Raw genomic sequence first — 13,850 nt, forward strand, 5'->3', positions numbered from 1 at the left:
TCTCCCTGGCTCATTTTTTATGGATTAAAAAGGATTGGTTGCCCATTGGCTCGATGTCGGAATAAAGATACGCGGATGCAACTTGAGCTGTGCCACCATGTATTCAGCCAAATCCTCAGGCTGCATGAACTTTTCTTTCTCCTTTTCGGTTTCGCCTTCTTTGAACGTCAAATCTGTAACGACTCGGCTCGGCGTCAACGCAAAAACCCGAATGTTGTGCTTGCGGACTTCCTGCGACAGCGATTCTGTCATGCCAAGCACCCCGAACTTCGAAGCACTGTAGGCGCTTGAACCCGCTGACCCACGCAATCCCGAACTTGAGGAAATGTTGACGATGTCTCCCCCGTTCTTCTGGATCATTTGGGGCAGCACAGTTCGGGTCACGTAATACATGCCCATCAAATTGACATCGATGATCCGCTTCCACTCTTTCGGATCCAATTCCAAAAACGGACCGTATTTGCCGATGCCGGCATTATTGATTAAAATATCGGCAGTTCCAAGTTCAGCTGTCAATTTTTTTACTGCCGCTTCCACTTGCTCTAAATCAGAAACATCCGCCACTGCATAAGCGGCACGGCCCCGCAGCGACTTGATTTCTGCAGCAAGCTTCACTAAATCCGCTTCTGTCCGGGCAATCAGTCCAACATTGACGCCTTCATTAGCCAAAGCCAACGCTGTCGCCCGCCCGATACCTTTTCCTGCACCTGTTATAAAAGCCGTTTTCTCTGTCAATAATTGCATGATTTAAAATTCCGCCTCTCACTGATAACTTCCATTCATTAGACGCCCGCAAATTCGGAATGTGGGTGAAAAATGGCGATTTCTTCAACTGCACGCTATTTTCTTTACCCTTAAGAGGTGGAAAGGTAAACAGCCAAACCTAATTTAATTGCACCATTCAAATCTCTCATAACAAAACAGAGTTATTCATTCATGGAGCCAAGAAATTCAAAACAACCATCTTCTTTTTTATTCATTCACACAAAAAGAAAAGTTCCGTCTTTATTCGGATAGATGCAGTTATTCATTCGTCGGAAGGATATTTTTCCCCGGCGCGTGAAGTGGTTCACGTTATTCTCTTTGTCGTTATTCATCTTCCCATTCAATTCATGTTGACTGCTGTTGCCATAGAATAGCTGCTCCGATTTTCATTCAGCAAAAGAAACCCTGGAAACCCGCCTGCATTTGCCCGTAAAAAAACACCTGTGCAATTGCACAGGTTTATCTTTGTTGTTGTTTGGACAGCATATCCACTATTCCCATGGCGCTGACCTGCATATCCATCCGGATGTACGGATAAACTTCATGGTCGTCCGGCACGCCTAGGGTTCTCAAATAAGCCTGAATTCGGTCAAACAAACGATCCGCCAATTGAGCCGGCTCCCATTGAGCGGCAAAGGCGGCCTTTCCTTCTTCAACAAATACCCCAAGCCATTCTTCCGACTGGCGCAGTGCCAGCTCGGGATGATCGGTTTTACTGAAATGCCCGTAATAGATGGCGTCCAGTTTCGCCTTGGACATCCGTTCGATGGCCTGTTGCATAGCTTCCGGATCGAATTGGTTGGGCGACGTGGAAGGCAGGTACAACTCGATGCCCTCCCCCACCAATTGGTCATAGCGGATGCCCACTGTATCCCCTGCGAAAATGCCGTTGCTGACAGGATCGTAAATGCTGAAATGATGGTTGGCGTGACCCGGCGTGTCCCAAAATTCCAGTGTACACCCTGGGCCGATCTCCAATCGGTCTCCTTCCGTTTTTATAAGCAGGCGTTCTTCGGGAATGGCGACGATCGGATCGAACAGTCGATCAAACTGCTCCCCATAAACCATCCGGGCGCCGGCAGTCAGGCGGCTTGGATCAGCCAGGTGCCGGGCGCCTTTCGGATGGACCACCACTTTGGCGTTCGGGCAATCCTGCAGCAGCAGGCCCACTCCCCCGGAATGATCCAGATGGACATGGGTGACGATTATGTATTTGACGTCTTCGAGCGCAAACCCCAAATCGGCTAGCCCTTTTTTGACATATTTGACAGAAGGGCTGGGCCCTGTGTCCACAAGCGTCAGTTCCTTCTCGTCAATAACATAGGTGCCGGTCCGTTCGGGCAGCCCCAAATCGAACCCATCGATCAAGTGCATGCGTTCAGTTAAGCGAATCGGTTGCTTGTCTTCCATTCTATCCATCCCCTTTGCTTTTTGAACAGCCAATTGGCCATGTTAACAATAGTCTACCATTAGGCTTACAGATTGGATGTTTTTTTGGTAAAATCCATTCCTGAATAATTTTGCAATTCTCTAATTAATTGCGTAATGTGAAGAACATAAACAATAACACGAGTTGCAGACAGGAGGAAAACACTTATGTCTCCATCAACAGACACTCCCCGTTACTGGACGGCAGAGCGGCTAAAACCGACGCTCCCCCGGAGAGGCCCGGACAGCCACAAAGGAAGCTACGGCACGGCTTTATTGATTGCCGGCACAAAAGAGATGCCGGGCGCCGCATTGCTCGCAGGACTTGGTGCCATGAGAAGCGGCGTCGGCAAACTGGTCATTGCCACAGAGGCCGGTGCCATGGCGATGATAGTGCCACGGCTTCCGGAAGCGACCTACCTGCAGAACGGCCTGCAGCGGATCGCACAACAGCAGGAACCGACCGATTCCTACCGCGCCGCTGCAATCGGCCCCGGTACCCATCCGGATGCATTAACCGAAGACGCCGTTAACGTTCTTCTTGGCAGCGCAATGCCGGTCATTCTGGACGCCGGTGCTTTAAGCAAGCGGACCTATCCTGAGCGGAAGGCACCAATCATCCTGACGCCGCACCCTGCCGAATTCTCCCGAATCACCGGGGTAGCAGTCGAAGCCCTGCAGGAAAATCGGGCTCATTACGCTGGGGTCTGGGCGAAAAGATTAGGCGCCGCCATCGTTTTAAAAGGCCAAAAGACCATTGTGGCTTTTCCGGACGGCGAAGTCTGGGCAAACCCGACTGGCAATAGTGCGCTGGCCAAAGGCGGTACCGGCGATACCTTGACCGGCATGATGCTCGGCATGCTGTGCTGCCATCCTGATTGGAAGCATGCGGTGCTGAACGCGGTCCATCTTCACGGAGCCTGCGCAGATGAATGGACCAAGAACCGCTCTCCCCATACCTTGCTGGCGCATGAATTGACGGACCTGCTGCCGGAGGTGTGGGCACAATTTGAAAGATAACATCCATCCAAAAAACGGCCAGGAAACCTTTCCTGGCCGTTTTTTGGATGGATTACAAATTATGGTCATCCTTTATTTTCATCAGCAACGCCTCACAGCCCTCACCGATCAGCTTATACGTTTCCTGGAAGTCACCGGTAAAATAAGGGTCCGGCACATCCTTCAGGTGATCGGTCAAGTCCAGGAACCGAAGGATTTTCGGATGGTCCGGCTGGCCAAGCATCGAACGGATGTCGTCAATATTTGTCCGATCCATGCCGATGACATAGTCGAAATCATCAAAGTCTTTCCATTGAAGCTGGCGCCCTTTTATCCCGTTGGCTGAGATGCCGTGATCATCCAGGATTTTCAGCGTTCCCGGATGTGGATCTTTGCCGATGTGCCAGTTTCCCGTCCCGGCCGAATCCACTTCCACTTTTTCGGACAAGCCTTCTTCAAACAGCCGCTCCCGCAAAACGGCTTCCGCCATCGGTGACCGGCAGATATTTCCTAGACACACAAACAGCACACGAATCATCGCAATTCCTCCTTTTTTGCTCATGAACACTAACGGCGGCACTTGAACTTTCTGGACTTTTCCAGGCAATTATAGCATTGGACGCCGAATTCCGGCAGCTATCGCTGTGATTTGCCCATTGCTGAACCATTAAAAACCGTATAAAGCGTTTGTGTACAACAACAATACGGCAGCAATATACGTTGAACTAATTAATGCTGACAGTACTCCTCTGTTTGGGTATTCCGTAAACCAGTTCTAGTTTCGGGTACAAAGTATGTGGATCATGCAGCTTGCACGATTATAAGCAGTGCTCCATTTTCGGAATACGTCCGCTTGAAACGTTTTTTGTAACTTGCCTAAGCAATGCCAGAAGCCAATGCTTTTGTTCACTTATTCTAGTTAAAAAGTGATAAAGAGTTTAGCCGATGCTCAATGCGGAATACTAATACCATACAGCGAAAGCGAGGAATCAACTATGGACACGCAAATTCAGGCATTGCCATCAACACAGACAAAAATCAACAAAGCGACCCCCGACCACATCAATCAACAGATCGAACGTCGTACCGAAGCCCGCATCAATACATTCAAACGCCAGGAACCGGAAGCGATCAGGGAACGCATTGCCGAGCTCGAGGGCGAATGGGACACCGAACGAGTCCTGGAAGTCGCGATGGCTTCCCTTGCCCTGTCGTCTTCTATTCTAACGCTCACAGTCAATAGGAAATGGGCATTCCTGAGCGGAACCGTCAGCGCTTTTATGCTGCAGCATGCGCTGCAGGGCTGGAGTTTACCGCTGTTGTTGATCCGCCAAACAGGGGTCCGCACGATGAGTGAGATCAACCTGGAAAAACAGGCGCTGAAAAATCTGTTGGATGACGAATATTATCCGGTTTAACCCCGAAAAACCAAAAAGGTTTGCCCCTCATCTAGATGGGGCAAACCTTTTTGGTACCGGTGTTCAAATCTTGAAATGTCGTTTGCCGGTTGGTTTATTGCGCACTAGTTTTCCTTTGTAAATGACCCACAGCAAATATACGATGCCGATGATACTGAATGAGAACAAAATGACCTGGTAAGAAGCCAGACCGCGATGCATCAGCGTTTCTGCATAGCGGATGCAGTTCATCAAAAAAATCAATACCGGCAACCATAACCAATTATTAGAAATTGACTCTTCCTCCCTTTTTCAGAGCGACCGGCTTTATCTGCGAAAGCTTCTAATCATCTCCTCTTCTTATTTTATCAAAAAAACACGATAAATAAAGAGTTTTTATTTTACTTTCTTCACCGGCAAAATTTATTCCTTTAAATGCCGCGGGAAACGGCCCTTCGCCTTCTGGTGTTAGGATGAGCCCCTTCATGGTGCCGCTTGCCACTTTAATCTCTACTTTTGTGCCAGTTACTTCTTCTGCAGATGCGGCGGCTCGAGTCAGCTCGAACGGAAAGCTTTGTCCCTGTTGCGTGAACGTACCGGCAATCGTCTCTTGCTCCAGCGTGCCATCGAACAGGAGCTGCTGATTTTGAATATTCATTTCAAAATGAATCGACGGATCGTTAAAGTCAATGGCTGTCAGCGGGAAATCCACTATCCCTTGAACAGGTATAGAGATTGCAGCTTGTTGTCCGTCGAATAAGACGGTGATTGCCAATGGCTGATTGAGCACTTGAATTGCGCCTTCCCAACTTCCTTCAATTTCAGACAATGGTTCATCCTCCTCCACCTCATTAGGTTCCTTGCTGCAAACCTGTAGCAACAGCAAAGCCAGAAATATACAGAAAACGACAGCTTTTTTCATCCACTCCTCCGTTCTTTTTATTGATGATTTTCTTTATTATCATCAAATCATGTTCAGTCAGCAATCCTTTTCAGAAAAAAAAAAGCACAGTAGATCCCTGCACTTTTGTTGGGCAGCCACCGGTTTGGAAAGCGCCTGCTATTTTTTGTCTGAATGAATGGTGAAGCCTGTCGTGGATAAGGTATGCATCAACAATTCATGCATAAGTTTATAACCTTCGTCATTAGGATGGATGGAATCAAGCCAGATGGACGGATTTTTCCCCATTGCATCTGTTTTGGACACAATGACTCCTTTTTCACCAATCGCCGTATTCCATAAGCGGAACAGCAGGTTGGTGAAGCCGAAATACTGTTCTTCTTTTTTCATGGAATTGTATAAGTTGTTCTGGACGATGATGGCGCCATCATTGGCCTGGCGAAGCAGCGAATAAATTTCAAGCAGGTTCTGGCGATAGGTGCGTTTCAGGATGGCAAATTGGCGAATCAAGCCCTTTGCACCACCATCACGGAACCCGCGAAGCAGGTCGTTGCCGCCGATATTCAACAGGACCAGATCGGCTGTCTCGAGCGGGGTAAGCCAGGAATCTGTCCGCATTTTCTGGACCAGCCCACTGCTGGTTAATCCGTTGATGCCGAGATTGGTGATGCTGCTTGCCGGGAAGGTCTCTTTCAAGTGATTGGCGATGCCGCCTTTGGTGCCATAGCCATAGGCCACAGAATCGCCTAAAATGACGATGTTTTCTATATAAAGTGCTGTTTTAATATTTTTTGAAGCGAGAGGTGCTCTTTCAAAAAGGGCACCCGATCGAATGTTGATCAATCTGCTGCACGTCCCTTCTTGCTATTTTTCTCTCTTATTTTATCACATTTCAGCATATTCTCTTCTTGAAATGCTTTTGGCTGTAGATCGTTAACTTATACATTGCCCACTAAAAGCTTTATTATGGAAAGAGATGGCTTATTTTTGACAGTCAATTATTCTTCTGTCTGAAAGGAATGATTTTTCTGGATACACTTTATTTGGTACTTGGAATTCTATTGATTGTCCTGTGCATTGTCGACTTTACTTGGACAACGCTGTGGATCGATGGCGGAGCAGGACCGGTTACTGATCGGCTGTCATCGTTCGTCTGGAGAGCTTTCCGCATGATTGCAGGTGACCATTCAAAGTCTTTGAGTTTGGCTGGCCCATTAGTTTTAAGCGCTTCGCTTGTGATGTGGATCGCCACACTGTGGATAGGTTGGACTTTGGTTTTTGCAGGTTTCGAGGGCTCCATTTCGCCTTCTCATGGAAATGACCCAATCTCGTGGTTTGATCGCATTTATTTTGCGGGCTATTTGATCTTCACATTGGGCAACGGCGATTTCGCCCCCACAGAAGGAGTTTGGCAAATCTTCACGGTTCTCGCAACCGGTACTGGAATGTTGTTCATCACCTTTGGCGTGACCTACTTGATCTCCATTTTAAGTGCGGTTACTGTCAAACGTTCTTTCGCCGCCAGCATTCACGGCGTGGGAAACTCCGCGGAAGAACTGGTGGAAAGCGCATGGAATGGCCGTGATTTTCACGACATCGATTCGCTGTTGAATACCTATTCGGAGCAGTTAAGCACCTTAACGGCCCAGCACATCGCTTATCCCGTACTGCATTACTACCACGCAGCAAACAATCAATCGGCCATGCCGACAGCGGTCGTGGTTCTTGACGAAGCGCTGAGCATCATCAAGTTCGGCGTGCCCATAGACCGCCACCCGAACCGGTTGCTACTGAAAGAAGCGCGTTCTAGTGTGCAGCTTTATCTGGAGACACTCAACAAATCCTTTTACAAACCGTCAAAAAATGTACCCGATCTGCCGGATTTCACATATCTCAGCAAAGCTGGAATCCCTCTCGTTCCTGACAAGGAGTATAGCGAGGCTTATGAAAAGTTGCAGGAACGCCGAAGCAAGCTGCTGGGAGTCATTGAAGCGGATGCACGGCCATGGCCGAAACAATAAACAGACCTGAAAGGCGCTTTATAGAGGAGTGAGTTGAATGATCAAAGACTGGCTAGTGAATGCAAGACATACAGTTGTGTTTACCGGTGCCGGCATGTCGACCGAAAGCGGATTGCCCGACTTCCGCTCAGCCAACCAAGGGCTGTGGCAGCAAAAAGATCCCAGCCGGATCGCAAGCGTCGAGGCGCTGAATACGAACGTCGAAGAATTTATCGACTTTTACCGGAAACGCGTTCTGGGTGTAAAGGAATTCGAACCGCATAACGGCCACCGCATTTTAGCGGAATGGGAGACCGACGGACGGCTCGACTCCATCATCACCCAAAACGTCGACGGCTTCCATCAGCTGGCCGGCACCCGGAAAATCGCCGAGCTGCACGGCACTTTGCGGAAGGTCCATTGCCAATCATGCGGATCTACCCATAGCAGCGAAACATTCCTCGACGGATCGTACCGCTGTGAATGCGGCGGCATCCTCCGCCCTTCTGTGGTGCTGTTCGGGGAGATGCTGCCGGAGCAAGCTTTCGAAATGGCATTTGGAGAAGCAAGCCGGGCTGACTTGTTCATTGTTCTCGGTTCTTCGCTGTCTGTCACCCCTGCCAACCAGTTCCCGCTCATCGCCAAGGAGCATGGCGCGAAACTGGTCATCGTCAACCGGGAAGCAACACCGCTCGATGGCTATGCGGATCTGGTGATCAACAAGCGGCAGATCGGCGATGTCCTGGCAGAATGGCATCGTTATTAAATCCGCCTTTGGTATAGATAGACAGCAGCGATGTTGAATTCCGTGATCAGCTCAGTCCTCAATAATCGATCAAGCGGCCATTGTCATTCCATTGGCCATACATTTTATTGTCTCTCGTTTTTTCTATAAACTTGTCCAATCTTTTATTGAAGATTTCAGCGTCCTTCTTATAGCCTTGTATGTTATCAATTCGGATCCTGCGGTACAATTCAGGAAATTTCAGGAAATTCTCATATACCTGCTTGTCTTTTTTCAGGCGATCTTCAATTTCTTTATCTACCATAAAAGATTCCGGCCGCATATCAGGAAGAATTTTCAATCCTTCCTCTTTCATCAAGCCTAATTTTTCCAGCCTTCTTACTCTTTCTTTGTTCAAATCGGTCCAATTGCTGGATTTTTTTCTTGGCGAAAGCCTTTGAGCCAGTTCGTTTTCTGCTATTTTCTTCATTATTCCATCAATCCACCCAAAACATAAGGCTTCCTCAACTGCATCGAGATACCGAAGGGCATTCGGTTTTTCTGTCACAGTGACCAATACCCAACAACACCTTCTTGTAGTTGAATTTTCCTCAAGCCATGCTCTTAATTCTTGCCTGGTCTGAACTCTCAGTAAATTTTCGATTTCCACTTTGAACACGCCCTTTCAAAATCCCATTAGTGGAGTTGCTTAGGCACAGGTTGGCTTTCCGTTATAAATGGTTTTCTTTTTTGGTTTCCCCATTGCTCTTCCCTGCCTTCACAGCAACACCCTTTTTTGTCCGTACAGCAAGTTTTTTAGTATAATCAGAAGAATAAGTGAAAACTCATTTTATTGAAAGGGGCATTTCTGTGATCCATTCCATACCACTCAATTCAAGCCAGCTTCATTCTTCCTTTAATCGAGACTACGAGCCCATTCTGATTATCGACTCAGGGGATACGATCCAGTTGAAGACAATCGATATCCAATGGGGTTATTCGGCTTCTGAAACTGAGGAACGGACAATTTTTACATCGCGCGAAAACGAAGACAAGCTGGCCCATCCGATCATCGGCCCTATTGCAATCCGAGGCGCCAAGCCTGGCATGGTGCTGGAAGTCCGCACCAACAAGCTGATTCCCGGCTGGTATGGACGCAACTGGGCGGGTGGACTGCCGGCCTGGCAAAATGGCAAACTGGACATTACCGACAGCGAACGGCTGCAGGTGGATTGGAAACTGGACGCAGCAAGAATGACCGGCAGCTGCGAATTGGGCAGCCAGGAATTTAAAGTCGGCTTGTCCCCTTTTCTTGGGCTGATGGGCGTAGCACCCGCTGAAGACGGCAGCTTTCCGACAAAGCCTCCTGGCTATTTCGGCGGCAATATCGACTGCAAGGAATTGGTGCCAGGCAGCAGCCTGTTTCTGCCCATCTCTGTGGACGGGGCGCTGTTTTCCTTGGGCGATGGCCACGCGCTTCAAGGAGATGGGGAAAGCTCTGGAACCGCGATTGAATGCCCAATGGATCTGGTTGATATCACGCTGGTCCTCCACGAAGACATGAAACTGTCCATGCCGCGTGCAAACACGCCAGCCGGATGGATCACCTTCGGGTTCGACCAGGACCTCAACGAGGCCGCGGCCGGCGCACTCGCTGAGATGGTCTCTTTTATGGAGCAACTGTATAACATCTCCCGGACTGAAGCAGCAGCCCTATCGAGTGTGGCAGTCGATCTGCATATCACGCAAGTGGTCAATGACGTCAAAGGCGTCCATGCGATTTTGCCGCATGCGGCAATTCGATAAACCATCTTTCTGAAACTTTTACTTGCTGTTTCCGTACATAAAGAAAGAGGTGATGGAAATGAACAAGAAAAAACCTTTCATGATTTTAATGATGCTGCTGGTTTTCATTTTGTTTCCCATCCAGGCTTTGGCCGTCGACTATTCGATTACTGAAGTCACAATCGACGCGCAGGTGAATGCGGATGGTGCGGTCGAGGTAGTGGAATACCACACTTATGAGTTTGACGGCGATTTTAACGGCATCACACGAGAAATCGCTCCTAAAGAAGGAACTTCGATCCAGAAGTTCCGTGGTTATGAAAACGGCAAAAAATTAGAAGTAGAACGTCAAGGCGATCTGTACAAAGTGTTTCGTTCGGGCGGCGATGAAACCATCATAATCGAATTGCGCTACGAAATTCAGGAGGCGATCGAGAAATTTGAAGACGGCGCTGAATTTTACTGGCCTTTCTTCGATGACCGCAATGAAAGTGAATATGGACAACTGACGGTGTCGGTGAGCCCTCCCGCTCTGGCCGACGAGACGGACTTTGTCGGCTATGACGAAGCTTACCGAACGGGCAGCCTGCAAAACGACGGCGCGGTCCTGTTTGAAATGGGCACCGTACTGGAAGGCACCAATGGAGATGTCCGCGTCGTCTTTGATGCGGAGCTGTTCCCTGCTTTGCCGCAACAGGACGGAGCGATCCGCGGGGAGCTGGCTGATGAAAAAGAGAGGCTGCAAAACGACGCCCTCGCTTTTGCAGCCAGACAGGACACAGGCAGTTCCATCGGCAACGGGCTGATACCAGCTGCCGGTGCACTCTTAGCGGCAATGGCTGCCTGGGCCTGGAACCGGGCACGCAAGACCAAACAACAGGCAAAACCGGCAGATGGTGCCTTCTTCGTCCCTAAGCAGAAGATGAGCATTCCGGCAACCTTGTATTTCACCAAGTCGGCTGTCCTGACCCCTGCTGCAACGGCAGCTGCCTTGATGGAACTGGTTCGCAAAAAGAATGTCGAACAACTGTCAGAAGAGCAATTCCGGCTGATTGGCCGAAACACTGAATTTGCGCATGAAGCCGCCTTGATCGACCTGCTGTTCGATAAGGTCGGCGATGGTGAAACCTTTGAAACCAAAGATCTTGAAAGCTATACGAAAAACGAACTAAACCATTCCTCCTACAACGAATCGATCGCTGACTGGCAACAGGGTGTCGCAGAAGAAGTGAAACAGCATGATTTATACGGCAAACACCCCGTGTTTCGCTGGACAGCCGGACTTCTTGGACTGGCGTTGTTTGCAGCCGCTGTCTTTTTCGGGCTCTTGAACTTGTTTGTTTTAATGTTTTTCTCCATCGTGTTCGGCATTTTCTTTATCGCTTTTTGTTTCTACTCTCCGATCACTTACGAAGGACACGTAATCCGGCAGGAATGGAAACAGCTGCGCGCTGCCATGGAAAACCTGGACGAGGCAGCATGGAACGGATTGACGCCGGACGAAAAAATGCGTGCTTTTGCCTACGTCCTGGGGGCGGATGAAAACTCGGCAAACCGCAATACGCAAAGCTTCACCAACGCCTATAGTGAATCGGCATTTGCAGACTTTGGCGTGTTCTATAACCCGGTCCTGCTGACGGGCATTTTCATTGCTGCCAATTCCAGCAGCAGCGCCTCGGCCAGCGGGACAGGCTCCATGTCTGCCGGCGGTGGTGTCGGCGGGGGCGGCGGAGGCTCGGGTGCTTTTTAAACAAAACAAAACGGCTGAGACTTTTCTAGGCCGTTTTTGTTTTGCCTGCTGTTTCTTAGGGAACATGAAAGAGGACGCTATTTTTTCTATATGGAGGAACAAACAATGATTACAACAAACTCACCTTTATTGACAAAAGAGGATTTTTCACTACGGACCGATCTGCCGGAATGGCTTTTGGCTGAATACAAGAACTTTCACGAAACCGTAACAGATAAAACCTTTCCTTGCTACTTCGGGATGAGCGGGGAATTGAAAGGGGAATTGCGCTACGCCTATATCACCCAGCAGGACTGGAGCAATTTGCCTGCCGCTGTCGAATCGTTTCTGACCCTATTCAATGATCCGAAACACAAGCGCCACGGGTTGTTCGTCTTTGTTGAACCGTTCAAGGAAGAAGGTTCTCTGGATGTGTACCGCCAGCAATTTTGGGACATTCTTCAATACCTGCACGACGAAGATGAAATGGAATGGCCAAAAGATGCCCCACGGGATCCAGGCCATTATTTATGGGACTTTACTTTCCAGGGCGAGCCGATCTTCATCTTTGGCAACACCCCGGCTTACAAGCAGCGGAAAACCCGCGACCTTGGCAATGCCATGGTTCTTGGCTTTCAGCCGCGCCGGATCTTTGAAGGATTGAAAGGGACGGAAAAAGGCGGCGTCATGTCGCGCGACAAAGTACGCCAGCGCGTAGAAGCATGGGATCATTTGCCGACACATCCCGACATCAGCCACTTTGGCGACCCGGAACACAATGAGTGGAAACAATTTTTCATCGGTGACGACAGCGAACCGATCCAAGGAAAATGCCCGTTTACTCACAAAGAAATGAAATGACAAAACCGAAAAAGAGCCATGCCGGAATTGCTTCCAGCATGGCTCTTTTTGGTTTACAGTTGCTCTTTACAAGGGTAAGGCTATAATGCACGGAAAATGCAATCACTGTTTTCTCATGCTATCAGTCCATTATAGAGACGCGGTTGTTTTCCGTTCATGCAGGCGTACTTCCCTACTCACATTGAATGTTTCGTCCTGGTCGAGCGTCAACATATCCAGCAGCCTTTTGACGGCTTCCTGGCCAAGGTTCGCGATGCTGTCAGCCGTGCCGACGGAAGTTAGTCCAAGGGCTGAATGCTGCCCCATTTCCGAGTTGCCGATGCCGATGACACTGACATCTTCTGGGATTCGATAGCCTGCTTCATGATAGAAATCCAATAGCTGAATGGCAATTTCATCCGTGGCTGCCACAATGGCGGTTGGTTTTTTCTTCAAGGCCTGAAGCTCCTCGAACGCTCTCAACAGAGACGCTTTGTCCGGATCGGTTACCACCAGCCGTTTTTTCCGGATTTTGCTTTTAGTTTCCTGGAGCGCTTGGATAAATCCAAGAAAACGTTCCTTATAAGTGGGATTATTCAATGGTCCGCCTACCCAGGCAATTTCCTGATGCTTGTTGTCCAGCAGGTGGCTTGCTGCCAGATACCCTGCTTCCACATTATTCAGCCCGATAGAGTGCGGGCTGCCGGGATAGCTCGAATTTAGTAGGATGAAGGGAATTTTTGACTGTACCAACTTTTCATGAACTGCTTTATCAAGCTGGACCGAGGTCAAAATCAAGCCATCCGCTTTACTGGAAAAAACGGCGTCATAGGTTTCGTGTTCGTTTTCTTTCGTAACAAAATGCACATTAACCTGATAGCCTCTTTCTTTCGCAAGGCTTATAATTGTAGGAGCAGAGCCAATAAAGATCGGATCATCCAAGGGACCTGCGATTAAGCTGATTGTTTTCGTGTTTCTAGCCACCGGAATTGCATCTTCCGCACCTGTGGCTGAATAGTTCAATTCATTGACTGCCGCCATCACTTTATCATACGTATCCTTCTTAACTTGATCCGGCTTGTTCAATACACGTGAAACAGTCGTTTGCGATACCCCTGCATGTTTTGCGACATCAGTAGTTGATACCAAATTCATCACCCTGCTTTCTATTTTTTTGACCAGCTTAACCAATCATTCATTTTTACGATTCACTACTTATTCACTATAACACAAGACGATATTCACGACACATTCAACTAAAGAAATTTTTCCCCAGACTCCT

At 48.7% G+C, this 13,850-nt stretch carries 15 protein-coding genes; 7 read left to right on the forward strand and 8 right to left on the reverse strand.

The genetic code is table 11. The annotated features are described in order from the left end of the window. Positions 1-24: 24 nt before the first annotated feature. Positions 25-744, reverse strand: coding sequence for a 3-ketoacyl-ACP reductase (locus J7I83_RS09405; RefSeq protein ID WP_215100447.1), 720 nt, complete (start codon positions 742-744; stop codon positions 25-27). A gap of 480 nt (positions 745-1,224) precedes the next feature. Continuing rightward, positions 1,225-2,175 carry an MBL fold metallo-hydrolase gene (locus J7I83_RS09410; RefSeq protein ID WP_215100448.1) on the reverse strand — a complete coding sequence of 317 codons (951 nt, stop codon included), beginning with the start codon at positions 2,173-2,175 and terminating at the stop codon, positions 1,225-1,227. A gap of 186 nt (positions 2,176-2,361) precedes the next feature. Between J7I83_RS09410 and J7I83_RS09415 the strand changes: the two genes are divergently transcribed. Continuing rightward, positions 2,362-3,213 carry an NAD(P)H-hydrate dehydratase gene (locus tag J7I83_RS09415; RefSeq protein WP_215100449.1) on the forward strand — a complete coding sequence of 284 codons (852 nt, stop codon included), beginning with the start codon at positions 2,362-2,364 and terminating at the stop codon, positions 3,211-3,213. Positions 3,214-3,265: 52 nt separating this feature from the next. Here the strand turns inward: J7I83_RS09415 and J7I83_RS09420 are convergent, their stop codons facing one another. Next, complete coding sequence (locus J7I83_RS09420) at positions 3,266-3,730, reverse strand: low molecular weight protein-tyrosine-phosphatase (protein ID WP_215100450.1); 465 nt, start codon at positions 3,728-3,730, stop codon at positions 3,266-3,268. A 457-nt stretch (positions 3,731-4,187) separates the two neighbouring features. On the opposite strand from J7I83_RS09420, the gene J7I83_RS09425 reads away from it, so the two are divergent. Beyond that, positions 4,188-4,610, forward strand: coding sequence for a DUF2892 domain-containing protein (locus J7I83_RS09425; protein WP_215100451.1), 423 nt, complete (start codon positions 4,188-4,190; stop codon positions 4,608-4,610). Between the two features lie 63 nt (positions 4,611-4,673). Here J7I83_RS09425 and J7I83_RS09430 read toward each other — a convergent pair whose 3' ends face one another. From J7I83_RS09430 to J7I83_RS09440, 3 genes are all read right to left on the reverse strand, one after another. Further along, on the reverse strand, positions 4,674-4,853 hold the full coding sequence (locus J7I83_RS09430) for a hypothetical protein (RefSeq protein WP_215100482.1): 180 nt from the start codon (positions 4,851-4,853) through the stop codon (positions 4,674-4,676). Between the two features lie 79 nt (positions 4,854-4,932). Continuing rightward, positions 4,933-5,418: a hypothetical protein gene (locus tag J7I83_RS09435; protein WP_215100452.1), complete on the reverse strand. Its 486-nt coding sequence runs from the start codon at positions 5,416-5,418 to the stop codon at positions 4,933-4,935. Between the two features lie 231 nt (positions 5,419-5,649). Further along, entirely contained in the window at positions 5,650-6,333 is a 684-nt protein-coding gene (locus tag J7I83_RS09440; RefSeq protein ID WP_215100453.1) for an SGNH/GDSL hydrolase family protein, read from the reverse strand. A gap of 200 nt (positions 6,334-6,533) precedes the next feature. On the opposite strand from J7I83_RS09440, the gene J7I83_RS09445 reads away from it, so the two are divergent. Both J7I83_RS09445 and J7I83_RS09450 read left to right on the forward strand, forming a co-directional pair. Further along, the gene (locus tag J7I83_RS09445; protein WP_251047564.1) at positions 6,534-7,511 is read left to right on the forward strand and encodes a potassium channel family protein; all 978 of its coding nucleotides are present in this window, start codon (positions 6,534-6,536) and stop codon (positions 7,509-7,511) included. A 37-nt stretch (positions 7,512-7,548) separates the two neighbouring features. After that, complete coding sequence (locus J7I83_RS09450; RefSeq protein WP_215100455.1) at positions 7,549-8,256, forward strand: NAD-dependent protein deacylase; 708 nt, start codon at positions 7,549-7,551, stop codon at positions 8,254-8,256. A 58-nt stretch (positions 8,257-8,314) separates the two neighbouring features. Here the strand turns inward: J7I83_RS09450 and J7I83_RS09455 are convergent, their stop codons facing one another. Then, a complete protein-coding gene (locus tag J7I83_RS09455; RefSeq protein WP_215100456.1) occupies positions 8,315-8,884 on the reverse strand; it encodes a YdeI/OmpD-associated family protein in 570 nt (189 codons plus the stop codon). A 200-nt stretch (positions 8,885-9,084) separates the two neighbouring features. Between J7I83_RS09455 and J7I83_RS09460 the strand changes: the two genes are divergently transcribed. From J7I83_RS09460 to J7I83_RS09470, 3 genes are all read left to right on the forward strand, one after another. After that, positions 9,085-10,020 carry an acetamidase/formamidase family protein gene (locus J7I83_RS09460; RefSeq protein WP_215100457.1) on the forward strand — a complete coding sequence of 312 codons (936 nt, stop codon included), beginning with the start codon at positions 9,085-9,087 and terminating at the stop codon, positions 10,018-10,020. Between the two features lie 58 nt (positions 10,021-10,078). Continuing rightward, the gene (locus J7I83_RS09465; protein WP_215100458.1) at positions 10,079-11,749 is read left to right on the forward strand and encodes a DUF2207 domain-containing protein; all 1,671 of its coding nucleotides are present in this window, start codon (positions 10,079-10,081) and stop codon (positions 11,747-11,749) included. A gap of 105 nt (positions 11,750-11,854) precedes the next feature. Next, positions 11,855-12,589, forward strand: a complete 735-nt coding sequence (locus J7I83_RS09470) for a YqcI/YcgG family protein (RefSeq protein ID WP_215100459.1) — start codon at positions 11,855-11,857, stop codon at positions 12,587-12,589. 129 nt (positions 12,590-12,718) lie between these two features. Here J7I83_RS09470 and J7I83_RS09475 read toward each other — a convergent pair whose 3' ends face one another. Then, positions 12,719-13,723, reverse strand: coding sequence for a LacI family DNA-binding transcriptional regulator (locus J7I83_RS09475; protein ID WP_215100460.1), 1,005 nt, complete (start codon positions 13,721-13,723; stop codon positions 12,719-12,721). Positions 13,724-13,850: the final 127 nt, after the last annotated feature.

The organism is Planococcus sp. ISL-110 (assembly GCF_018613575.1).
In the GTDB taxonomy this organism is placed as follows: domain Bacteria; phylum Bacillota; class Bacilli; order Bacillales_A; family Planococcaceae; genus Planococcus.

Excerpts from the sequence above, each read along its gene's own strand:
- J7I83_RS09410 (WP_215100448.1), bottom strand. The coding sequence starts at position 2,175 with ATGGAAGACAAGCAACCGATTCGCTTAACTGAACGCATGCACTTGATC.
- J7I83_RS09425 (WP_215100451.1), top strand. The coding sequence starts at position 4,188 with ATGGACACGCAAATTCAGGCATTGCCATCAACACAGACAAAAATCAAC.
- J7I83_RS09450 (WP_215100455.1), top strand. The coding sequence starts at position 7,549 with ATGATCAAAGACTGGCTAGTGAATGCAAGACATACAGTTGTGTTTACC.
- J7I83_RS09465 (WP_215100458.1), top strand. The coding sequence starts at position 10,079 with ATGAACAAGAAAAAACCTTTCATGATTTTAATGATGCTGCTGGTTTTC.
- J7I83_RS09405 (WP_215100447.1), bottom strand. The coding sequence starts at position 744 with ATGCAATTATTGACAGAGAAAACGGCTTTTATAACAGGTGCAGGAAAA.
- J7I83_RS09475 (WP_215100460.1), bottom strand. The coding sequence starts at position 13,723 with ATGAATTTGGTATCAACTACTGATGTCGCAAAACATGCAGGGGTATCG.
- J7I83_RS09420 (WP_215100450.1), bottom strand. The coding sequence starts at position 3,730 with ATGATTCGTGTGCTGTTTGTGTGTCTAGGAAATATCTGCCGGTCACCG.
- J7I83_RS09470 (WP_215100459.1), top strand. The coding sequence starts at position 11,855 with ATGATTACAACAAACTCACCTTTATTGACAAAAGAGGATTTTTCACTA.
- J7I83_RS09415 (WP_215100449.1), top strand. The coding sequence starts at position 2,362 with ATGTCTCCATCAACAGACACTCCCCGTTACTGGACGGCAGAGCGGCTA.